Source organism: Streptomyces sp. WMMC940, from assembly GCF_027460265.1.
Lineage (GTDB): Bacteria > Actinomycetota > Actinomycetes > Streptomycetales > Streptomycetaceae > Streptomyces.
In genome coordinates this window covers 2637055-2659034 of record NZ_JAPZBC010000001.1, presented here as the reverse complement: position 1 = coordinate 2659034, position 21980 = coordinate 2637055, and the positions used below count along the sequence as shown (strand labels likewise).

Below are 21980 nucleotides of genomic sequence, written 5' to 3'. Positions count from 1 at the left end.
GAGACTCACACAGCGGCCGGGCTGGTTCCCGACCCCCGTGGGAACCAGCCCGGCTCGCTGTCGTCGGTTGCCTATCCGTTGGCCAGTCGGAAGGTGCGCGGGCGGTCGTCCACCTGCTCGGCGATGCCCTCCTTGACGAGCTTGTCGAGGGCGTTGGCGATCGCGCCCGATGACTTCTCGATCAGGCGGCTGATGCGCGTGGCCGTGAACGCCTCGTCGGGGTGCGCCTCAAGGTGGTCGACGACCATCTGTCGCAATGCCCCGGGCGCCAGCCGCTTCCTCATGCCCGGCTGGGCGATGAGGGCCGGCGAGACCGTCGGGTGCGGCTCGGGCTCCGACTGTGGGTCAAGGGTATCCCCGGAGTCCCATCCGCCGCCGTTGTTGTGCTCCGGATCGGCCTCGGCAGTGGCGTTGGATTCGGCGCGCTCGGGGGCTTGGGGCGGGGTGTTGGCCGCCGGAGCGGTGGCAGCGTCCGTCTCCTCCTCGCTGTCCGGTGCGGTGTCAGTGGCTGGGATGTCCTCGCCCTCTGCGTGGGGGGTGTCCGGCTGCGGGGTACTGACGGTGGAGGGCTCCGACTTGGCGTTGGCGTGCTCGGGAGCACACTTCGGATGATCGCTGCTGGCGGGGGAGGACGCGGCGCGCCAGCGGTCGGGGGTGCGACGGGGGCCGTCGTGGCCGCCGAGGGTGCGTTGTGCCAACCCTTGCTGCTCCAGGATGGTCAGGGCCTTGCCCGTGGTGGAGCGGCCCAGGCCTGCGGCGCGGGCGAGTTCAACGGCCGTGGCCTTGTCGTCACCGGTGAGGTTGACCAGTTCGGCGTAGACGGCGGCGGGGGCGCCGGTCAGTCCGGCTGGGAGTTTGGGCACGGGGACGGCGTGCATGGTCTGTGTGTTGTCGGTCGCGGCGTTAGACATGAGGGAACCTCGATTCCGGTGTGTGCCGAAGGTGGTGGAGGTCCCCGGCCGGGGTGCGGACCGCGTGTGCGGAGCCGCGGGTGTCCGCTGGGCGCGTGCGCATCGTGGTTTCCCCGAGCGAACATGACCGTGGCGCGAGTGGGGTCGCGGATCGCTGCGATACCGCTCGGTTCGTCGGCCACGACCATGGACGCTCCGCTCCGCCAGGAAGTCAAGCGGGTCGGTCGCTGACGCGTAAATAGCAGCAGGTCAGGGTCGGTGTGGGCAGCATTGGACGCCCGGTGGCCGTGGGGTCGCCGGGTGTCCGGGGTCGTCGGTCAGGCTGGCTGCTCTCTCGGGTTGAGGGTGACGGTGTAGCCGAGCTGGTTGAGCTGGTTGATCGCGCGGCGGGTGGCGCGTTCGGGGTCGCGCTAGGTGAAGTAGGTGCCGCCGAGCTCGTGGTAGGGGACGTTGTCGGTGAGCATGTGCCAGATCGCGGTGATGATCGAGTGTTCGACGGCGACCAGGGCCCGCAGCGGGCCGCGGCGAGAGGTCAGCCGTTTGTAGCGGGCCTGCAGGTAGGTGTCCTTGGTTCGCACCGCGCCGAAGGCGGCCAGGCCGAGGGCGCCCTTGAGGTAGGGGTTGCCGGGGCGGACCTTGGCGTTCTTGGTGCGGCCGGCGGACTCGTGGTGGCCGGGACAGACCCCGGCCCAGGAGGCGAGGTGCTTGGCGGAGGGGAAGCGGGTCATGTCGCCGCCGGTCTCCGCGATGATCACTTCGGCGACGGCCTGGTTGATGCCGGGGATGGTGTCCAGGAGGTCGAGGGCGGGGCGAAAGGGGGCCATCGTCTCCTCGATCCGTTCGTCGAGCTGCCGGATCGCGGCGGTGAGCTGGTCGTAGTGGTCCAGGTGCAGCCGGGTCAGGAACCCGTGGTGCTCGCGGAAGCGGCCGGTCAGGGCCTCGGTGAGCTCGGGGATCTTGCTGCGGAGCTTGCGTTTGGCCATCTCAGCGAGGACCTGCGGGTCGCGTTCCCCGGCGATGAGGGCTTCGAGCATGGCCCGGCCGGAGACGCCCATGATGTCGGCGGCAACCGCGGAGAGCTTGATCCCGGTGTCCTCCAGCAGCTTCTCCAGGCGCTGCACGATCTGGCCGCGCTCGCGGGTCATCTGGGTCCGGGCTCGGGTCAGATCCCGCAGCTCGCGCACCGGCTGCGGCGGGACGAACGAGGCACGGACCAGGCCGTGGGCGCCGAGCTGGGCCAGCCAGGCCGCGTCCGAGACGTCGGTCTTGCGGCCGGGCAGGTTCTTGACCTGCCGCGCGTTGACCAGGATCACGTTCAACTCGTCGGCCAGCAGATAGTAGAAGGGCTTCCAGTAGTCCGAGGTCGCCTCGATCACCACCAGGGTGACCTGGGCGGCGAGCAGGTGATCGCGCAGGGCGAGCACGGCGTTCGTCGTCGCGCCCCAGGTTGTGGTCTCAGTGGTGAACGGCCCGCGCCGTTTCGTACTCGGAGTGCGGATACACGCCTTGGCGTCCTTCTTGCTGACGTCCACACCGACGCAGCGTTCGTGCAGTACGTCCATGTCCACAGCCCCTCCCCAGGCGGCCGAGCGGTACGCCGTTCCGGGAGGGCCAGGGTGGATCAGGAATTCTGACGCACGTGCTCACAGCAACACTCCACGGTTCCCGCGGACGGCCCTCGGCACCATGCTGACCTGCGAGCTCACCGGCATCACAGAGACCTCGGTTTCGGCCGGAACGAACCCCTCCAGCGTCCCGGCCCGCAGCAGCCCACGTCAGGGCAGACAGAAGCACCCCCGGCGCACGCCACGGGATTTACCACGCCCCCGGCGCGCGCCGAAGGCGCGCTGCGCTGCTGACCAGTTCCCGAGGTGCGTACCAATGGCGGGAGGGTGCAGGGCAGGGGCCGGTGTGCTCGATCGGTGAGCGGGGCGTGGAGAGATCCCGTGCCTCTGGATCGGGGGCGGGCGGGATTGGCGGGCGGATCGGGACGGTTCATCGGATCGACGGCGGTGGGTCGGAGCGGCGGGCCAGGAGCTGTTCACGGATCTGGCGGGCGCGGTCGGGGCCCATGCGAAGCTCGGTGCGCAGCCGCCAGATGCTGACCGGTTTGCCGGTGGCAGCGCGGGCTGCGTTGTCCAGCGCGCGGGCGCGCGGCCACACGTCGGCTCCTGCCGCCCCGTCGCCGACCGTGCGGGGGGCGGATGCCAGGAGATAGCCGTCGGGCGCGCTGTCGCCCGCGTGGGGCCTTTCGATATCGGCGTCGGCGGAGGCGGGAGTGTGGTCTGGGACGGATTCGGGATCGGATCGGCCGTCCGAGGACACGGCGCCTGGCGGATCGGAATCGGGAGCGGCGGGAACGATGTGGACGGCGACCGATCGATGTGCGGGGGGCGTGGGTGGGGCGGGGTGCTCGGCAGGATCGGCGGGGCCGATCCTTTCCAGGAGGTCGGTGACGGTCCTTCGGTAGGCGGCGATCGTTTCCGTCAGGGCGATCAGGAGAAGCGCCGGGGTCAGATGCAGCAGGACAGCCGCCGGATCGGCCTGGCGGGGCCAGCCGATCTGGCCGTCCGGCCACAGGCTTTCCCAGGAGTTCATGAGGGCGGCGGTGCATCCGGCGCCCCAGCGCAGGGTGGTGGACCAGGCCGGCGGGCTGATGCCCCATGAGGCCAGGCGGGCGTCCACGAACAGGACGCCGGCGAGCGCGGTGCCGATCATCGGGTCGAGGAGGACCGCGATGGGCAGGGGAACGTCCCGGCTGGTGGCGAAGCGGGTGACGTTGACCGTGGTGAAGACCAAGGCCAGGATCCCGACCGCGCACAGCACCCAGGTCATGGCCCGCAGCAGGCCGATGGCCTCGCGGGCGGGGAGCTGCTTCACCGGGCGCCGCCTTCTCGCACCGAGGGGCGTGTCGTGCCTTGGAAGGAGGGGGAGTTGGTGCGGGCTGGGCCCTGGCGAGTGACGGCTCCGGGGCGCGGGGCGTCGATGGCCTGGCCGCGGCCGATGTAGAGGGAGACGTGGGTGATCTTGCGTGGGTTGCTGCCGAAGAACAGCAGGTCGCCCGGTGCCAGAGGTGCTCCTTTGGGGAAGCGGGGTCCGTGGTGGTACTGGTCTTGGGCGATGCGGGGGATGGTGATGCCGGCGGCGCGGTAGGCGGCCTGGGTCAGGCCGGAGCAGTCGAAGCCGCCCTCAGCTGGGCCATCGCCGCCCCATACGTAGGGGGTGCCGAGCTGGGCACGGGCGAAGGCAACTGCCTTTCCCGCGGCGCTGGTTGGGGCCGGGGCGGCGGTCGCGTATCTGTCGGCGATCTTTAGGACTTGGTTGACGTAGGTGTCGGAGTGGTTGTAGTGCCAGAGGGCGCGTCGCAGGTTCTTGCCGTTCTTCGCGCCGTTGACGCACAGCAGCCGGGCTGCGGCGTAGACGGCGTCGACTGGGTCCCACGGCGTGGGCGGCATTTTCCCGCCGGGCGGTACGGGATGGGCGTACGTGGTGAAGGTGGACGGCAAGAACTGCATCGGGCCCACTGCGCCTGCCGAGGAGACCATGGTGGGGTGGCGTGCGTGGTCGGTCTCGACCTTGCCGATCGCGGCCAGGATCGTCCAGGACAGGCCGGGGCATTCGGGGGCGGCGCGTTGGTAGAGGGCGAGCATGCGTGCGGGGATGTCCGCGAGCGCGTGCTTGCTCGGCGAGGTCGCCATGCTGCCGCCGGAGGACAGCCCGCCCAGCATTGCGGCGATGGTGACGGCGCCCAGGAGTGGCAGGGCGAGGACTGCGCAGCCGATGCCTCCGATGGTCTTGGTGAGCAGGGAGCTCACGAGCTTGCCTCGGTCGTGCGTGGGAGTGGGGGCACGGGGAGGGTGAGCGCGGTGTCGGCGTCGGTGGGCTCCAGCCCGGCGGCCGCGCTGAGGTGAGGCCAGCGGGTGGCGAGCTGGGTGAGGGTGGTGCGGCGGGTGTCTCCGGGCTCGAGCGGGCTCCACCAGGGGCCCCAGGGCTTGGTGGTGGTGAAGTCCGCGGACGCGGTCACCACGTTCAGGTCCAGTTCGCGTGCGGGGGCAGCGAGACGGCGGCGGAGGGCCTGCTCGCGGGAGGCGGTGCGGGTGTGGATGAGCAGGGCCGGTCGGGTGCTGGTGGCCGTGCTGAAAGCCGCGTAGCCGGTGAGTTTCGCCTCGACGCGAGACAGGGGCTGGCTGCCGGTGTCGTACTCGAGGAAGAACGGAAGCCGGGTATCCCCTTCTTGCCATTCGGCATAAGCATCGGGGCGGACGATGTCGCCCCAGCGGCGGGCGCAGGAACGTTCCGAGAGCCAGAGCGACAGGCCGGTGCCGGGCGTGGTGCGGCCGCGGGCGGCGAGGTGGGTGAGGAGTTCGTTGACGCCGAGGTCGTGGCCGAGGGAGGGGGAGTAGGCGATGCGGCCGGTCGTGCTGGGGCGCCATCCGAGTTCGGCCGGGTCGCATCCGGCGTGGGCGGCGAGGACGGCGGCGCCGGCGGGGCCGAGCGTGTAGTGCTCGGGGGCGGATCCGGTCTGGGTCAGGGGGCGGAAGGAGTCGAGGATGGCGTGCTGGTGCAGGGTACGCAGGCGGCGCTGGGCGGATCGGGAGGAGGGGTAGGCGAGGCTGGCGATCTGGCGGGTGGTCAGGACGCGGTGTTCGTGAAGCATTCGCGTCAGCCACAGGTCACGGGCTGTGAGGACGCGGGAGAGGGCGGCGACGTCCGTATGCCGGGCTGGGCGGAGTCGGGTGGTGGCGGCGCGGGCGGTGTAGCGGGAGCCGGGGCCGACGGCGGGGCGGGGGAGAGCGGGCATGACGGGTCACCACCAAGGGGCACGGGACAGTGAGGGTGTGTTTCAGGGGCGGGTGGCCGGGCGCGGCCCGGTGCGGCCGCCGACTGCCGCGCGCAGGTCCTTGGCGCGGCCGGGCACCGCAGGCGGCAGTGGGCGGGTGGTGAGGGTGAAGGCGGCGGATTCCGCGCCGCCGGTCAGCAGGTGGGCGGCGGCCTGGTAGGGGCCGAGGTGGGCGAGGTCGTGCGCGGCCAGGGTGGGGAGCGTGTGCCGTTCCAGGGCGGTGGCGTCTTCGGGGGAGGCGTTGAAGAAGACCTTGTTGCGGGCGTTGGCGGAGATGCCTTCGCGTAGGTCGCGGGGGAGCTGGGCGAGGTGCTGGTGGGCCAGGAGCATGGACAGGCGGTAGCCGCGGGCCTCGGCGAGCATGTCCTCCAGCGGGTACGGCAGGGTGAGGAAGTTGTGGGCCTCGTCGATGCTGAGCGTGGCGTCGATGCGGGTGTGCTCGGGGGTGCGGGCGCGGGCTGCGGCGGCCTGCCAGGTTCCGGCGACGATGAAGGAGCCGAGCAGGCGGGCGGTCTCCTCACCGAGGGCTCCTTTGGGGAGGCGGGCGAGGAGGATGCCGCCGTCGAGCACGCTGGTGAGGTCGAAGGTGGAGGGGCCGGCGGCGATGGCGCGGCGGGCGAAGTCGCGCAGTAGGAAGGCGCGCAGCTTGTTCATCACCGGTCCGACCACGGCGGCCCGGGAGGGTTCGGACATGGACTCGTACCAGGCCCAGAAGCCGCGCAGCACAGGGTCCTTGAGCGCAGGAATGATCCGCAGACGATAGGCACTTTCGCCGAGCAGGCGGGGCACGTCGGCGAGTGTGACCAGCTGGCGGGTCCGGTCGCGGTGTTTGAGGAGTGTCAGGCAGGCGGCGCGCATCACGTCGTCGGTGCGCGGGCCCCAGAAGGCGGTGAAGATGCGGCGGAAGATGCCGGTGATGTTGTCGACGACGACGTCGATGTCGGCCCCGTCCAGCACGTTCAGGCAGGGCGGGGTGTGCGGGTCGTCGGGGTCGATGAGCACAAGCCGGTCGGCGCAGGTGTCCGGGAGACGGTCGAGCAGGTCGGTGACGAGGTCGCCTTTGGGGTCGATGACGATGACGCCGCGGTGGTGGCGTACGTCGTCGAGGACGAGGTTCGCGATGAGGGTGGACTTGCCGGAGCCGGTCGCGCCCATGACATGGAGGTGGTGGCGTGCGTCGGTGACCGCGAGTCCGACGCCGCGGCGGGCACCGGTGTCTGAGCGGCCCAGCGGCTTCACTCCGCTGCCGGGCGCCGGTTCGGGGACGGACGGGGGCGGCAGGACGGAGCGGGCACCGGCCCGCTGGACGCCGGGGGCATCCGCATCGACGGGAAGGTGGGCGAGGGCAGCGAGTTCGGGGACCGACAGCAGCGCCGGGCGGGAGAGCGGAATCCGCCGTGCGCTCAGGTGCGGTTCGGGATGCCGCGAACGGGTGCGGGCGAGGTAGTTGCGGTCCGCGTACAGGCCGAAGGCGGAGGCGAGCGCGTGGGCCCTGCCACGCGCCACGTCCTCGGCTCGGTTCACGTCGGGGGAGCAGGTGGCGGCGTAGGTGAGCACGCATTGCCACTGCGGCCCGGAGAGCTTCGCAGCCGACTGCCGTACGGCGGCACTGTGCTCGGGATCCTGCTTGCCGGTGGCAGCCGGTTGGGCGCGGTGGAGGAGGAACGAGGCCAGGGCTGCCGCTCGGGCGGGGGAGTGTCCCGCTTTCAGCCTGCGGGCTTGCCGGCGGGCTCGGCGCAGGGCGCTGCCGGTGGCCGGGCGGGCCAGGATCTGCACGCACGCCGTCTCGTCCTCGCCCATGCCGGTGGCGGCCTGGAGCAGCGCCCGGAGCGGGTCGGTGGCGTGGTCGGTGCGCAGGGGCAGGACGTCGGGGCGGGCCGGACGCAGCCGTCCGGCGGACACGGCGTGGCCGGGCGGGAGGAACACGGCAGGCTCGGTGACGCGGGTATGGGCACCGGGCCAGGCGGCCTCCACGGCGCGGCGTACCAGGCCCAGCGGCACGGTGCCGGGCACCCACAGGCGGATGGACAGCCCGGTGTGGGACCAGGTGTATTCGAACGCGAGGTGGGGCTGGCCGGTTGTGGCCCGGCGCCACCACGGGCGCAGCAGACCGGCGAGCTGGGCCCACAGGACCTCACCCCCCTTGGGAGTGACCGAGGGTGGCGTAAGGATCTCCACGCAGCGTGCGCCACGGGCGAGGCGTTGCTCGCGCCACAGGCGCAGACGGGCCTTGAGCACGCAGCCGCCGGCCACAGCGACGGCGGCGCCCAGGCAGAGGAGCGGTGCATGCGATGCGAGCCAGCCGATGCCTTGGCCGCCGAGGGTGCTCCAGAAGCCGCCTGGGTTGGTGAGGAACTCCCCAAGCGGTCCGCCTGGCAGAGGGGTGGCGTGCGAGACGTGCGCCGTCATGACGCCCATCCCGCATCGTGGCCCGAGGGGTCATCGGCGTAGAGGTCGTCGGGGTGGTCATCTGCGCCTGCGGTGTAGTGGGCGGCGAGTTCGCCCGGGTCGGTGGTGATCACTTCGTGTTCGCCGGGCGCGGCGACGCTGGTGAGGGCGACCTTGTGGCGGCGGTCGCCGGTTAGTAGCAGGGCCTCGCCGCGGGTCGCGGAGAGCAGGAACTCCCGCTCGCCGTGGCAGAGGTGGAAGTTCTCGCTGATCACCTCGATGGCCTGCGGGGCCTGGCGGAGCAGGATCTGGGTGGCCGCGTTGGAGACGATGGCCCTCCCGAGCGGCGAGGCGAGGACGTCATCGGCGTCCTGGGTGACCACGGCCAGTCCGGTCCAGTACTTGCGGGCGGCCTTGGCCATGCGGAAGAGGAAGCGCGCCCCGGCACCGTCGCGCATCAGCAGCCACGCCTCGTCCACCACGACCAGATGCCGTCCGGCATCGGCGCGATGGGTCACCTGTCGCCAGATCGCGTCCAACGCGAGCAGCATGGCCGGCGCCTTGACCTCTTCGGGAAGCCGGCGCAGGGCGAACACGACGAGATGCCCGGTGGTCGAGACGGTGCTGTGGCCGTTGAACAGGCTTGAGTGCGAGCCGGTGGTGAAGGGGGCGAGCCGGTCGGCGAGATCGGCTGCCGGCTCGCTGCCGTCCTCGGCCAGAACGGCGGCCAGGTCGGCGAGGGTGGGCGGGGTGCGCTGCCAGGTGCGGGGGTCTGTGGTGATCCCGGCGCGTGTGTAGGTGGCGAGGATGGCCCGGTCCAGCACCGCCTTCTCGGCCGCGGTCTGGTCGCAACTCAGCAGGACGGCGAGGAAGGTGTGCAGGAACAGTACCCGCCGCGTCAGGACGTCGTCACCGCCGCCCGTGGCTGCCGGGAGGTCGAAGGGGTTGAGGCGTACGCCGTCGGCACCGAGGGCGATGACGTGTCCGCCGACGGCTTCGGCGAGGCGGACGTACTCGTCCTCCGGGTCGATCACCGAGGCCGTCACGCCGGTGAACAGGAGCCGGAGCAGCTCGAGTTTGGCGAGGTACGACTTGCCGGCGCCGGAGCGGGCCAGGGTGACGGAGTTGTAGTTGTCCTGCGCGAAGCGGTCCCACAGCACCGGAGCACCAGAGACCGCGTTCAGCCCGTACAAGACCCCGGACGCCGTACCGTCCGCGTCGGTGGTGATGGGTAGGTCGGGGCTGGTGAAGGGGAAGCAGGCGGCGAGCGCGGCGGTGTCGAAGGTGCGGCGGATCTTGAGGGTGTCGATGCCGAGGGGGAGGGTGGCCAGCCAGGCGGGCAGGGCCCGGTAGGTGGTCGGTGCGACCGTCATGAGCAGCGACTCGGCGATCGCGCGGACGGCTGCGGCCTGCTCGGCCAGGGTGTCTTCGTCGGGTGCGTGCACGGTCAGGTAGAGCGCGGCCTGGAAGAGCTTGCCCTCGCCGCGGGCGATGCGGTAGGCGAGGTCCGCGGCGTCCGCGGCGGCGGCTTCCACCTCCGGGTCGTCCAGGTGCCCCTTGTCGAAGCCGCTGCGGCGGCCGGACTCCAGGCGGGCACGCTGCTTCTTCAGCCCGGCAGCAGCAACGGGATTGGGGACGGGCTCGATGTGCAGGGCGATGTCGAGGTGTCCGGGGAAGTTCAGCAGCGGGGCGAGCCAGCCGGCGGTGACCTCGGCCGGATAACCGGTGACCACCAGGGTTGTGGCCAGGTGCCCGCCGATGGCGAGGGCGCGGGCGTGCACCTCGATGGCCTCCGGGCCGGCCACATTCAGCAGATGGGCGGTGTCGATGACCGGTGCGTCGTCAGCGGTGCGGCGGCTGGAGAAGAGCCGAGTCATGTGAGGTCACCTTCCGATCCGTCCTCGGGGCTGGTGGGGCTGTCGGGGTTGCAGGCCGCACCGACCAAGCTGGCGCTCTGCTCGGCGTCCAGAGGGGTGACGGTGATCTCGGCCCCTGCCAGGGCGCGGGCCGCTTCGGCTACGCGTTGGAGTGCCCGCCCCTCACCTGTGTGGCGCCGTACTCCGTGGACTGCGGCTTCTTCGCGGGCGACCAGCACGATCTGCCGGCCGAGCAGGTCGCCGCCCCTGGCGAGGTCGGCGAGGAAGTCGGCGTGCGCGCGGGCGGCCCTCTCCAAAGCGGGGTGCGGCAGCGCAGCGGCATCCTTGTGCAGGGTGTCGGCGAGCGGGGTGAGGTCGATGCGGTGGCAGCGCACCAGCAGCTGGGTGGGGCCGGTCAGGGAGTTGAGCCAGCGCGCGAATCCCGCGGTCAGGCCCTGCTGCTCGGCTGTCGAACGCAGCTCGAAGTTGACCGTGGAGCACGTCGCCAGGGCCGCCTTCCCCTCACGGCCAAGGTCGAGCACTCCATCCGTGGTGACGCCGGCGTACGGCATGCACGTCGCGGCAGGAGGCGGCCCTGCGGCCCTTGCCCACCGGTCGGGGACGACGGCAGGCAGTGGCGGCACTCCTTCGGGGGCGTGTACCCGGCGCTTGGGGGTGCGGGCATGGGTGAGGGCGGCGAGCAGGAAGCGGTCCAGGCCGATGCCCTCCCGGCGGCCGAGCACGAGGGCGGCCATCGCCCCGGAGATCGGGATCACCAAGGCCCCGTACGCGAGCGGTGCCATGAAAGAACGGGTGGCCCACCAGCCGCCGTACAGCACAAGCCCGGCGGCGGCGAGGATGGCGGTCTGCCGGGCCGTGAAAGGCCCCAAGAGACGGTCGGGGCGGGAGATATCGGCCGGGATGCGTGCAGAGTGCGGGGGGTCCGCTGCGTCGGACTGGTTCATTCGGGATTCACCTCCGGGGTGGTTCGAGGGGCAGCCGCAGCTGCATGGGGCGCGGCGGGCGAACACGGACGCGGCGGGCGGGAATGGGTAGCGCCAGCTGACGCGCTTGCGGCACTGGGGCAGGGCCGGTTGGGGGCGGTGGCGTGGCGGGCGCTGCGTGAGCTGCTGGGGGTGTGGCGGGTGCGCGCTCGGCATGGATCGGGAGCCACATCTGGGTGGGCCTCCCGGGCCGGGTGGGGGTGCGCGGGGCGGTGACGGGGAGGGCCAGTTGCCGGATCCGGTGAGCCTGGGCGGGATGGATCACAGCGCGGGGACCTTTCGGCGTACGGACGGGGGGAGCCGCCCCGGGCCCGCGGCGCTGAGAAGGCTGAGCGCCGTGCGGTCTGGGGACGGCATCCGGACCCGGCCGTGGAGCGGCGCCGGGAGCACCGGCTACGGCGGGCACCAGATGCGCGCTGGCGGCGCCAGCGCGGCGCCCGCCCGACCCAGCCGGGCCAACAGTTCCGGGCTGATCCGCTGCTCCGCCACCGCCACCGCCACCGTTACCGGGCCGGGACAGAATGGTTCGGCCGCGAACGAGAGGGCTCCGGCCGCGCACACCACCGCGCCCGGGCCCGGCGGCGGGCTGTCGTCCACCTCCGCCTCGGCCTGGGTGGCCGCCTCCGCCACCGCCGGGTCTGCCGCGGCCCAGGCCGGGCCCGGCACCTCCACCGCCTGCTCCTCCGTGTCGGCGGAGCAGGCTGATGCCGGGGAGGTAGTGGTCCATGAGCCGGTACATGGCCAGGTGCTTGAGGATCCGCACTCCGGTGGGTGCGTGCGGGTTGTGCACGGGGGTGCCGCGCAGGACGACCTGCAGGGTCCAGCCGGGAATCTTGAACAGCACCCAGAAAAGGGCCACTCCTGCCAGCATCGTGCCCAACTGGTCGGACCTGGGGATGCCAAGCGTCGTGGCGCCGGGGGCGAAGAACAGCTTCAAAGCGAGGACGAACGTCATCGACTGGGCGACCTGGATGACCAGGCACCCGGCGAGCGCGCGCCACCACAGCCGGGCGACCGGATCGGTCAGCGGATGGGCGTGACACGCCAGCATCAGGGGCGCGGCCACGGCCAGCAGCGCCATCACCGCAACGCGCACCAGGAAACCGATCAGCACCGCGAGCACCAGTGCGATCATCACGATCGCCAGCAGCAGCAGGTAGATCTTCAGCCCGGCAACGCCGAACAAGGCGAAGGGCAGGACGCGTTCGACCATGCCCTGTCCGGCGTCCGCCATGTCGGTGGACATGATCGCGTGAGCGAGCGCGTTGGACAGGCTGATCGCCTTGCCCATCAAGGTCAGTGAGGAGGCCGCCGCGACCATCCCCAGCAGCAGGCGCGGGGCGATCTGCTGCAGGGCGTAGCGGGTCTGGACGGTTTCATAGCCCATGACCGTGACGCCGCCCGCGGTCACGAACAGTACATAGATCCCGGCTGTGATCCCCAGTGTCGCGGTCCACAGCTTCGTGATGTCCGCGTGTTTCGTGACGTCGGGGGTGGCCAGCAGCGTGTCGGCGAGGAACTCGCGGACCGGCTTCATGATCTGCTCGATCAGTATGCCGAGGAACGAGGTGATCGCGTTCACGATCATGCCGGGGATATCGAACAGGCCGACACCGCCGCCCCCGGCGTCGCAGTCGCTCGGATCGCCGTCCGCCTCGCACGCCGCAGGTGTCGGCCCCGGCGTCGGCTCGGGGGAGGAGGCCCGTTCCGGTTCTGGCGAGGGGCGGCCAGGAACAGGGGTTGGGCCTGGCGCAGGCTCCGGCCTCGGCCGGGCATCTGGCTCCGGGGAGGGAGCTGGGGGGCCGGGCGCGGGCTGCGGTTCGGGTTGAGGCGTCGCGGGGGCCGCCGGGGCCAGGGCAGCCGTACTCGTGACGTGTGCGGAGGCCGACTGGGCAAGCGGGACCAGCGCGAAGGCGGCCAGGAACAGTAGTGGCAGGGTGATGGGGATCTTTGAAAACGGCCGGGGTCGCTCCTGGCCTCACTTGCTTGTTCCTTGAACTGTGTGAGGAGATGGGGATCGAAGAGCGGCCCTTGATCACCGGAATGTAGGTTTTGGCCATGACTGGTGACTGGCGGAGGGACCGGATCGGGACTGCACTGAGGGGTGAGAACCCGACTGTGCTGCGACGGCTGACGTCGGGGTTCGCGGTGATCGGGGACGTGCAGTTCCTGCCTGGCTACTCGGTCCTGCTCGTGGACGAGCCGGATGTGCAGCGGCTGTCGGACCTGCCGAGGGCGAAGCGGCTGTCGTTCCTGTCCGACATGGACCAGCTCGGCGAATCGGTCGAGCGTGTCTGTCGGCGGCTGGACCCGGCTTTCCGGCGGGTCAACCTGGAGATCCTGGGGAACACGGACCCGTTCTTGCATGCGCATGTCTGGCCGCGGTTCGAGTGGGAGCCGACCGATGTGGTGGGTGCTCCGGTGTGGCTCTATCCGCGTGAGCGGTGGAGCGACGAGCGGTTCAGGCTCGGTCCGCAGCATGACGTGCTGCGGGATGCGATCAGCGGCGAACTGGACCAACTGCGCTCGGCAGCCTGAGTGTTGTGGGCCCGCCGACCGTCAGGTCGGCGGGCCCGGTGATCGGTGACGGTCAGCCGAAGCTCACTGGAGGCGTCTGAGCGGGGCGATGTCGGTGACGCGGTTGGTGATCGTGGGACGGGCGGCTTCCTGGGTGGCGAGCAGGGCGACGATCGTGACGGGCTGGTCGCAGTGCGGGCAGTTTCGGACGGCTGTCGGTGCCAGTGGGTCGATGGGGCCGGGGGTTGCCGGCTGCGGGGCGGGGAGGGCTCGGGGGTGTTCGCCGAGGCGGCGTGCCCGCTCTTCGTCCCGGGTGCGGTTGCGTTGTCTTTCCGACTCGCGACGGCATTCGGGCGAGCAGTAGATCTGACGGAGTCGGGGGTTGGCGGTGAACATGCCCTCGCAGACTGGGCAGGTGTGTGCGGCCAGGCTGGCGGGAGTGCGTCGGTGGGCGGCGCTCTTGCAGCGGGGAGAGCAGTAGATCTGTCTGGGGCTCGGCATGAACTCGCCGTGGCAGACTGGGCAGTTGGTGGACCTGGGGGTGAGCTGTTCGTCGTTGTGGGTGGGGTCAGGAGACACGTGCGTTGACTCCCTTGCGCATGGCGTCGGCCTGGTTCTGGTGGCCGCGGAGCCGGTAGGAGGGTCCGTCGATGCCGGCGACGGCAGCCCGGTGCAGGAGCCGGTCGAGCATGGCGGCGGCGACGGTGGCGTCGCCGAAGGCTCCGGCCCAGTCGGCGATCCCGACGTTGGTCGTCAGGATCGTGCTGGACTTGAGATACCTCTGGTTGATCACCTGGAACAAGGCCGAGGCGCCGTCCTCGGGTAGCGGCAGATACCCGAGCTCGTCGATGATCAAAAGCTTCGGACCTGCGAAGAAGCGCATGCAAGTCTTCCAGCGGCCTTCGAGGGCGGCCTTGTGGCACTTGGCGGCGAGTTCCGCGGCGGTGGTGAAGTAGACACGGTGACCGGCGTCGACGGCTGCTCGTCCGAGAGCGACGGACAGCATGGTCTTGCCCACTCCGGGAGGGCCGACGAACAGCACGTTGGAGGCGTCGTCGAGGAAGCGCAAGGTGGCCAGGTCGCGGATCAGCTTCTCGTCGACGCCGGGCTGGGCGGCGAAGTCGAAGTCGGCCAGGGTCCAGGGCTCGGGCAGGCAGGCGAACCGTTCCCGGGCGGCGAGCTTGCGGGCTTCGGTGGCCTCGACCTCGATCTCCAGGAGCCGTTCCAGGGCTGCGGTCAGTGACATTCGCTCGGTGCGGGCTTGGTCCAGGACCCGGTTCAACGCCTCAGCTGCGTCGTTGAGTTTGAGGTAGGACAGGTGGCCTCTGAGCTGCTGGAAGCGGCGGGCTTCGCTCACCTGCATCGGTGACGTACTCACTCCGGACTCTCCTCCTGCTTCGATGAGGGGACACTCCGCAGCCGGTCGGCCACGGCGGCATAGTGGGTCAGGTCGATCACGACCCGTTCGGCTGAACTGCCGGCGGCCGGTCCTTCGCGCAGACGCTCGGCTTCGGCCAGGGCTGCGGCTGACGGCGGTTTGCGGACCTTGGTCTTGCAGGGAGCCCGGTCGGAGAAGGAGGACAGCACCGCCCTCTCCAGGGCGATGACATGTCCGTCGTCCCGAATGGTCTGCCCGGCGCCTCGCGGGGCCCGGCGGTGGCAGGCGACGACGGCCCGGCCTGCGGTGACGATCCGCAGGTCGTCCTCGCCGAGCCGGTGCAGGACTTTGACCGTGACGCCGGGCAGGCCGGGCGGAACGGAGTAGAAGTTACCGTCGAAGCCGACCAGACTCTGCGGGCTGACGGTCCGCTCGACCTCCAGCTCGGCCGGGAACGGCCGCACCGGGATGTCGAGCAACGGTTCGGCCGCGGCGAGCTCGCCGACGGTGGTGACCGCTCCGTCGATCCGCCGGCGCCGGTCATCCATCCGGAGCGAGAGCTTGTCGACACCGGACTGGGCCTGCACGACCGTGAGCCCGTCGGGAACCGTGCGCCACCATCGTTGCGCGGCCGAGTGATTGGCCTTCTCCACCACTCCCTTGCGGTTGCCGCGACGGGGCGGGCAAATGTCCACCCCAGCCCCGTAGTACTTGGCGACGGCGGCGAACGCCGCAGTGACCTGGCCGCTGGAGGGATAGCAGACGGTGGCCATCCGGTCGAAGCGCCACCGACGGGCGGTTCCGCCCAGCTTGCGCACAACATCGTCCAGGGCCTGGACCAGATGGGGGAAGTCCTCCGACTCCGCCAGCACCGCCCTCCACCGGCCCGAATGCGCGAGAGCTCCGACGAGTAGATGCGCGTGCGCACCCACCCCCCATCCGTCAGGCGGATCGGGCAGCTCCAGCCAGTCGAACTGGATCTCCTCGCCGGGTGGATGCGCGATCACCGCGACGTTGCGACCGGTGGAGGCATGACAGGGCTCGCAGTGCGGCCGGACGCGATAGCGGCGAAGGGCGCGGGTGAACGTCGAGTACGCACCCTCGTAGCCGAGCCCCACCACCTCGTCGAACAGGGTGGACGCCCACAGGTGCGGGTCGTCGGCGAGGCGCTGGCGGCAGTACGGAAGGAACGGCACGAACGCGTCAGGCGCCTGACGCCGCGGGCCGGCGGTCCGCTCACCGTTCAGATAGGCCCGGATCGTCTTGCGGTCCCGGCCCAGATGCCGGGCGATCGCTGAGATCGTCCAACCCTGCCGACGCAGTGCATGAGCATCCACGTCTTCCTCCCGCGTAAGCATCCAGGCCCCCGGACAGGCCGAACTTGCGCACGCAGGCTTTCCGGATCAACCGCCAGATACGACGACACACCGGGCAAGATCACACAATGGGTGGGGAGATCAACAGAGCAGGTTTGCCCCACCCCTTAGCAGCAAGTGGGGAGATTCAAGAAGCGCCATCAAGGGGCGCGGCCCAGACGCCAGGCGCGGATCACTGCCCGCCCCCGCCAGCGCCCGATCCCACGATGCCCTGGAGCACCGTCACGATGACCGGGGCCAGGATCGCCAGCCCGTAGCCGATGGCCGCTGCCTTCAACCCTCGCTTGGCAGTCTCGACTTCGCCGGGATCCCCGCCGGCCATCAGGTAGCGCAGGCCGCCGAAGGTGAGGAAAAGGGTGGCGAGCCCGGCGAGGATGCCGACGACCCAGTTCCGCAGGTTCGTGATGACGGTCGGGATGTCCGCGACCGCCCATACGTGTGGCGGCTCCGCCAGCAGCGCCAACGTGGTGAGGGCTGCGACGAACCCCAGCCGGAAGATCCAGCGGACGAGTATCCGGACCACCGACCGGTGCAGCCGGCAGAGCCTCGCGAGCATGGCAGCACACACCTCCATCGGGCACACAGCAAGAGCAGGACAGAGCAGGGGAGCGCCCCAGAAGGGCGGAGAGCAGGCAGCGCGGGGTGAGCAGAACCCTGGGCCCCGGGGCCGACCTCCTTCGTGGAACCTCGGCGGGAAGGGTCTCTCGAGTGTCAGCACGAGACGGTCGCGCTCACCCCGCACTGTGCGGGGCTTGGTCCGGGGCATCGGCCGCCGCCCCGGACCAGGCGGCCAGTCCGGTCCGAAGCCGGACCGAGCTGGCGGCACCGTGAATAGAGATCCCGGCGGCGGGAATTGACACTCCGCTGCCGCGAATCCCCCGGCTGGGCGTTTACTGGTCCTGCAGCTGGCGTCGCAGATGGGCGGCCAGGTGCTGCTCGGCAGCGCTGCGGTGCCGGTAGAGCTGACGCACACTCACTCCATGCTCGGCCGCCAGGCGGCCCATGGGCTCGCCGTCGAGGCGGGTACGGGCGATCAGCCGCGCCTCGGTGACATCCACTACGTGGGCCTGCACCGCGTGGGCCAGCACCGTGAGCTCGTCCACCGGCTCTCCCTGGTCTGCCGGCGGGACAGCGCAGAGGTGGTCGAGATGCGCTGTCACCGGGGCGGTTTCGCGTGTGGTGCGGCAGCGCGCGGCGTACGCCAGCCGGTGCACGGCCCGGTCGGCCGCGCTGAACAGCTCCCGGTCCAGCCGCTGCGCACCCAGGTCCACCGTGCACAGCGCCGCGGCGACGGCCGCCAGGGCCTCCTGCTCGACCTCGGCACGCTCCAGATGAGCGGGACGTGCCAGCCGGGCAAGCATCCGCCGCAGCACGGGCACGGTCAGGGCCACCGCGACCATGCCCCACGGCTCGCCCAGCTCGCGGGCGCGCCGGACCGCTTCACGCCAGGTCTGCTCACGCAGATCGGCGCGGGTGGACGGATGGGCCAGCTGTGTGCGAACCCGGTCGACCGGCCAAGCCGCACGGTCGGGTTCGTCACACACAAGGTGCGCGGGGAACGTGAGCGGCTCCGCGCCGCTGGCAAGGGCGAGGAACGCCTGCTCAAGCTCCCCGAGCGGAGACCGGAGGACGGTGCTCTCCGTACGGGTGGCGGGGCGGTGGGCGTAGTGACGGTGGTGCATGGCGCAGCTCCCATGAGCGGTGCGGACAACTTCCGCCGCCACACCTCCCAAGCCGTCGTGCCACGAACGGCCCACCCGCACGCCAGTGCCGGGCCAGGCGCGGTCGAATGGTCCGGCCTGTGCGATGGCCCGTCACCGGCCCGCCCCTGACGACCTGGCACGACGCTTTGACCTCGGGAACGCGAATCGAACAAGAGAATTCTTCTACACCGGGCTCAGCCTTCGCTGTAGGCGAGTCGATGTCCTGTGCCACCCAGAGGGTGAGCGTGTGCCATCGAAGGCGTAAGCGGACATGGCCACGCGCTTCTTGTCCTACGCCCGTGTAGGCGTCAGCCCTGGTCCTGGGTGTAGCGAGCCGCGTACCAACTCGAATCGATGTCGGGGTTGCGCAGGCCCGCCCAGAACAGTCATCCGGCACGGTCGGAATGGGTGGGCTGCCGAGGTCCGCGAGCAGTTCGGCGCGCCAGCCGACGCTCAGGTGGCTGCGGGTGGTCGCGATCTTGCACACCGCCTGGTGCGGCGAGCCCCATGCCGCGACCACCATGTCCTGCGCCGCCCATCGGCGAAGGTCGTCACGGTGTGCGTCCGACTGGACGATCACCTTGCGCAGCCGCAGGCCGAGCGGGCCGACCTGGCCCGGCAGGACGGCCTCGCCCCGCTCCAGCGCGTCCAGCGCCGTCGTGACCTCGACGTACTTGGCCAGCCCGGTCTCCACGGCCAGTCTGCGCATCTGCTTCCACGCCGCATAGGCCACGCGCTCGCGAGGCAGGGTAGCGACCAGCGCGCCCAGTTCCTCAAGTCCGTGCAGGTAGCCCACTTTCAGGGGTTCCGTCGGGTCTGCGGGCAGGTCCAGCGGCGGGAGCTGCGCTTCCGGTCCGGGAAGCGGGTCGTCGACGCTGCCCCACTCCGGCCGCGGCGCACGCGCGGACTCCCAGATCAGCCGGCCGTTGAACGCCACCGCGCTCGGGCCCTTGCCGCCCTCCAACCGGTACGCCAACTCCGCCAGATAGGCGCCCAGCGAGTCGGCTCGCCCGAAGTCAGTTCCGGTCTCGTCGAAAAACCGTCCGATCGCGCCATACGAGCCCCGCCCTGGCCGGCAGTCGATCGTGAAGCCATCGGCGGTGACCTCGTAGGTACCGAACTTGAGGTAGCCATGGTGCCAGTAGTACTCGGCCTCCTCCTCGTCCAGGTCGGCCGCAATGCCTCGCATGAACCCCGTCGCCTCGACGATCTCCCGCACGCCGAGCAGCCGGTCGTGCGTAGTGAACTGGAACGCCTCCACACCGCCCCGCGCCCCGTTGTGCCGACGCAGCGACGCGACCAGGTCGGGATGGAAGGCGACCCCCAACTCCACCTCCGCAGCCCGTATCTCCTCGTCCGCCGCGGGCGGGCCGAGCGAGGCGAACGTGCGCGGGGCGTGCTTTCGCAACCAGTCGTCGATACGGTCCCAGGAGCCTTCGACCAGGTCGGTTGTCATACGGCAGACCCTAGACGCGGCCACTGACAGCGCCGCGGCGTACCGCCCACTGGCCGCCGCACAGAGCACGAGTTGAGGTGGCCCGGCAGTGGCTCGGCACTGGCGCGAAACTGGCTCGGATACGGGAGGACCTGCAGATTCGGTGAACATGAGCACGACCTGGGACGACTCTGAACGCTCAGCGGCAAATACCCGGGCCGAACACCTACCGGCGCGATGGCAAAGACCAGCCGCTGAGTCCCTATTACTCACGTCAGCACGAGACGGCCGGACCCACGGTCCCGGGCGCCAACCAGCCCATGCCGAACACTTCGTCCCGCCGCCCCACCGAATCCCACCCGCTGCCGACGACGATCTGGATCCCCGACCCGGACGAGCCCAACGCCGCTCCCATCCCCGGCGCGGTGCTGCCCGCCTGGGCGCTCGACAAGGTCCGTACCGAGTTCGTCGGACGCCCCGACCACCGGCCCGCCCCTCTCCTCAAGATCGCAATCCGGGACACCGAGCCGGGCATGGACGCCCGCATCCCCACCACACCCTTCTCCGCCGCGGCCGAGGACTCCAGGAGGCTGTCCATCCTGCTCGCCGAGGTCCACCCCGACACCCTCCCCACGCCCTCCAACGACCTGCCAGCCGGCGGAGGCGAGATGCCCGGCGCGTTGGAGGACGGCTGGCCCGCCTTCTTCCACCGCGCCCACCGGCTCCTCCCCGACGACGGACTCCTGCTACTGGCCACCCGTCAGGGCCGGGAGGCCGGGCGCCTTACGCATCCGCTCGGCACGTTGGTCGCTTCCGCCCGCACCGCCGGCTTCCGCTACCTCCAGCACATCGTGGTCGTCTACGGCCACCCGGTCGGCGACCGCCTGGTACCCACCCTTCCCGCAGACGCCTGTCGCGGCGTCGCGCACTGCGACTTGATCGCCCTGTCCGCGATCCGCCACGCATAGCCCAAGACCAAGGAGATATCGCTGTGACCTCTCCTCTCTCGGTATGGAACACCGCGCCCACCTCCGCCCCGGCGCAGCGCAAGGGACGCTACGCGCCTGGCTCGGCCGCCCACCCCGCCAAGATGCTCCCGCGGATCGCCGCCCACGCGATCGCCACCTACACCCGCCCCGGCGACCTGGTCCTCGACCCGATGTGCGGCATCGGCACCACCCTCGTCGAAGCCATCCACCTCGGCCGCAATGTCCTCGGCGTCGAGTACGAACCGAAGTGGGCCGACCTCGCCCGCCTCAACGCCGCCACCGCCACCCACGAAGGCGGCACCGGCACCGGCAGCGGCACCGTGCACTGCGGCGACGCCCGCCGCCTCACCCAACTCATCCCCGCCCCGCTCCACGGCCATGTGGACCTCGTGGTCACCTCACCCCCGTACGGGAACTCGGTGCACGGGCAAGTCCGCTCCACCCGCGAGACCGGCGAACGCGGCGTCGTCAAAAAGGACTACCGCTACAGCCACGACCCCTCCAACCTCGCCCATGTCTCCACCGACCGGCTCTTGGAGGCGTTCACAGAGATCCTCGCCCAGTGTCGCCTGATGCTGCACCCCGGCGGCACCATGGTCGTCACCACTCGCCCCTGGCGCGAACACGGCGAACTCATCGACCTGCCCTCCGCCGTCCTCGCCGCCGGCCAGGCCGCCGGACTCACCCCCTCCGAACGCTGCGTCGCCCTCCTCGCCGGCATCCGCGACAGCCGACTGATCACTCGTCCGTCGTTCTTCCAGATGAAGAACGTCCGCGATGCCCGCCGCCAGGGCATCCCGCTCGCGGTGATCCAGCACGAGGACGTCCTGGTCTTCACCCGACCGGGACCACGACAGGCACGAACCGAGACGACGCAGCACAGCCGGGATGCATCGGCGCGCCCGGCCAGAACCGCCCGCACAGCGGCGGCATGCCGCTCCCGTACCTGTACGCGAGGCGGCGAGCGTGGCGGTCACTGAACGGGCCGACCCGAAGACGATGCGCCGGAGACTGCTGGCTTCACACCCTCGGAATCGCTGCGGCACTCGGCCGCACGACCGCCGCACGCACCGGGACCGACCACGCGCCGCGCGGCTCCGTCTCTGCGGTACGAAAGGCCGTCCCCTCCCGCAGCTCGCTCGTCGCGGAGGCCCCGGCTCAGCGAAGGCATGCGTCCCGCGTTCCGCCGCCGTGCCGAAGCAAGGCACGGCTGGCGGCCGTCATTCATGCCGCGCGTCAACATGCCAGTCCACGGCCTTGACGACACGCCCAAGACGGAGCGTCCATGGTCGACGCCCGGCACGGCATCCGGATCCGCATCACGTCATGCACTGCTGCCCGAAAGCCCGACAACGAGAGGTACGACCGTGCACCCGCACGGGGCGGTGCGCGTATGACGCGAGGCGGAAGCAACCGGCTGCTGACCGTGGAAGAGGTCGCGGCGTGGCTCAGAGTCAGTGAGACCACCGTCAGGAACAAGTACCGAGCCTGGGGGATCAAGCCCCAGAAGGTAGGACGCCTCCTGCGGTTCCGCGAGCGCGACATCGCCAACTACTTGGAGCGGCACTACGGGTGAGACCGCG

General features: G+C 70.9%; 18 protein-coding genes and 1 pseudogene. 4 read left to right on the top strand and 15 right to left on the bottom strand.

Annotated features, from left to right (window positions below; all coding sequences use genetic code 11):
- Nucleotides 1-71 precede the first annotated feature (71 nt).
- The 9 genes and pseudogenes from O7595_RS11530 to O7595_RS11490 form a co-directional block, all read right to left on the bottom strand.
- Nucleotides 72-911, bottom strand: a complete 840-nt coding sequence (locus O7595_RS11530) for a MarR family transcriptional regulator (protein ID WP_269728630.1) — start codon at nt 909-911, stop codon at nt 72-74.
- Between the two features lie 317 nt (nt 912-1228).
- Nucleotides 1229-2473 (bottom strand): annotated as a pseudogene (locus O7595_RS11525) (IS110 family transposase).
- A gap of 433 nt (nt 2474-2906) precedes the next feature.
- A complete protein-coding gene (locus O7595_RS11520) occupies nt 2907-3791 on the bottom strand; it encodes an extensin (RefSeq protein WP_269728629.1) in 885 nt (294 codons plus the stop codon).
- Complete coding sequence (locus tag O7595_RS11515) at nt 3788-4726, bottom strand: C40 family peptidase (protein WP_269728628.1); 939 nt, start codon at nt 4724-4726, stop codon at nt 3788-3790. Before O7595_RS11515 ends, O7595_RS11520 begins: the two co-directional genes overlap by 4 nt.
- Entirely contained in the window at nt 4723-5712 is a 990-nt protein-coding gene (locus tag O7595_RS11510; RefSeq protein WP_269728627.1) for a replication-relaxation family protein, read from the bottom strand. Before O7595_RS11510 ends, O7595_RS11515 begins: the two co-directional genes overlap by 4 nt.
- A gap of 42 nt (nt 5713-5754) precedes the next feature.
- Nucleotides 5755-8160 (bottom strand): helicase HerA domain-containing protein, encoded by a 2406-nt coding sequence (locus O7595_RS11505; RefSeq protein ID WP_269728626.1) that lies wholly within the window; start codon nt 8158-8160, stop codon nt 5755-5757.
- The gene (locus tag O7595_RS11500; RefSeq protein WP_269728625.1) at nt 8157-10016 is read right to left on the bottom strand and encodes a VirB4 family type IV secretion system protein; all 1860 of its coding nucleotides are present in this window, start codon (nt 10014-10016) and stop codon (nt 8157-8159) included. The genes O7595_RS11505 and O7595_RS11500 overlap by 4 nt, the downstream gene beginning before the upstream one ends.
- On the bottom strand, nt 10013-10960 hold the full coding sequence (locus O7595_RS11495) for a PrgI family protein (protein ID WP_269728624.1): 948 nt from the start codon (nt 10958-10960) through the stop codon (nt 10013-10015). Before O7595_RS11495 ends, O7595_RS11500 begins: the two co-directional genes overlap by 4 nt.
- A gap of 7 nt (nt 10961-10967) precedes the next feature.
- Entirely contained in the window at nt 10968-12587 is a 1620-nt protein-coding gene (locus O7595_RS11490; RefSeq protein ID WP_269728623.1) for a hypothetical protein, read from the bottom strand.
- 470 nt (nt 12588-13057) lie between these two features.
- On the opposite strand from O7595_RS11490, the gene O7595_RS11485 reads away from it, so the two are divergent.
- Nucleotides 13058-13537, top strand: a complete 480-nt coding sequence (locus O7595_RS11485; protein ID WP_269726679.1) for a diadenosine tetraphosphate hydrolase — start codon at nt 13058-13060, stop codon at nt 13535-13537.
- A gap of 63 nt (nt 13538-13600) precedes the next feature.
- Here O7595_RS11485 and O7595_RS11480 read toward each other — a convergent pair whose 3' ends face one another.
- From O7595_RS11480 to O7595_RS11455, 6 genes are all read right to left on the bottom strand, one after another.
- Complete coding sequence (locus O7595_RS11480) at nt 13601-14095, bottom strand: hypothetical protein (protein ID WP_269726680.1); 495 nt, start codon at nt 14093-14095, stop codon at nt 13601-13603.
- Nucleotides 14085-14894: an IS21-like element helper ATPase IstB gene (gene istB / locus O7595_RS11475; protein ID WP_026244149.1), complete on the bottom strand. Its 810-nt coding sequence runs from the start codon at nt 14892-14894 to the stop codon at nt 14085-14087. Before istB ends, O7595_RS11480 begins: the two co-directional genes overlap by 11 nt.
- Nucleotides 14891-16231: a Mu transposase domain-containing protein gene (locus tag O7595_RS11470; protein ID WP_269726681.1), complete on the bottom strand. Its 1341-nt coding sequence runs from the start codon at nt 16229-16231 to the stop codon at nt 14891-14893. Before O7595_RS11470 ends, istB begins: the two co-directional genes overlap by 4 nt.
- 211 nt (nt 16232-16442) lie before the next feature.
- Nucleotides 16443-16826: a pilin gene (locus tag O7595_RS11465; RefSeq protein ID WP_269728622.1), complete on the bottom strand. Its 384-nt coding sequence runs from the start codon at nt 16824-16826 to the stop codon at nt 16443-16445.
- Nucleotides 16827-17160: 334 nt separating this feature from the next.
- Nucleotides 17161-17952 carry a hypothetical protein gene (locus O7595_RS11460; protein ID WP_269728621.1) on the bottom strand — a complete coding sequence of 264 codons (792 nt, stop codon included), beginning with the start codon at nt 17950-17952 and terminating at the stop codon, nt 17161-17163.
- Nucleotides 17873-19429, bottom strand: a complete 1557-nt coding sequence (locus O7595_RS11455; RefSeq protein ID WP_269728620.1) for an SMI1/KNR4 family protein — start codon at nt 19427-19429, stop codon at nt 17873-17875. The genes O7595_RS11460 and O7595_RS11455 overlap by 80 nt, the downstream gene beginning before the upstream one ends.
- Before the next feature lie 299 nt (nt 19430-19728).
- Here O7595_RS11455 and O7595_RS11450 point away from each other — a divergent pair, with 299 nt between their 5' ends.
- The 3 genes from O7595_RS11450 (at nt 19729) to O7595_RS11440 (ending at nt 21973) form a co-directional block, all read left to right on the top strand.
- Complete coding sequence (locus O7595_RS11450; RefSeq protein WP_269728619.1) at nt 19729-20376, top strand: hypothetical protein; 648 nt, start codon at nt 19729-19731, stop codon at nt 20374-20376.
- Nucleotides 20377-20399: 23 nt separating this feature from the next.
- Complete coding sequence (locus tag O7595_RS11445; protein WP_269728618.1) at nt 20400-21377, top strand: TRM11 family SAM-dependent methyltransferase; 978 nt, start codon at nt 20400-20402, stop codon at nt 21375-21377.
- Between the two features lie 413 nt (nt 21378-21790).
- A complete protein-coding gene (locus O7595_RS11440) occupies nt 21791-21973 on the top strand; it encodes a helix-turn-helix domain-containing protein (protein ID WP_269728617.1) in 183 nt (60 codons plus the stop codon).
- Nucleotides 21974-21980: the final 7 nt, after the last annotated feature.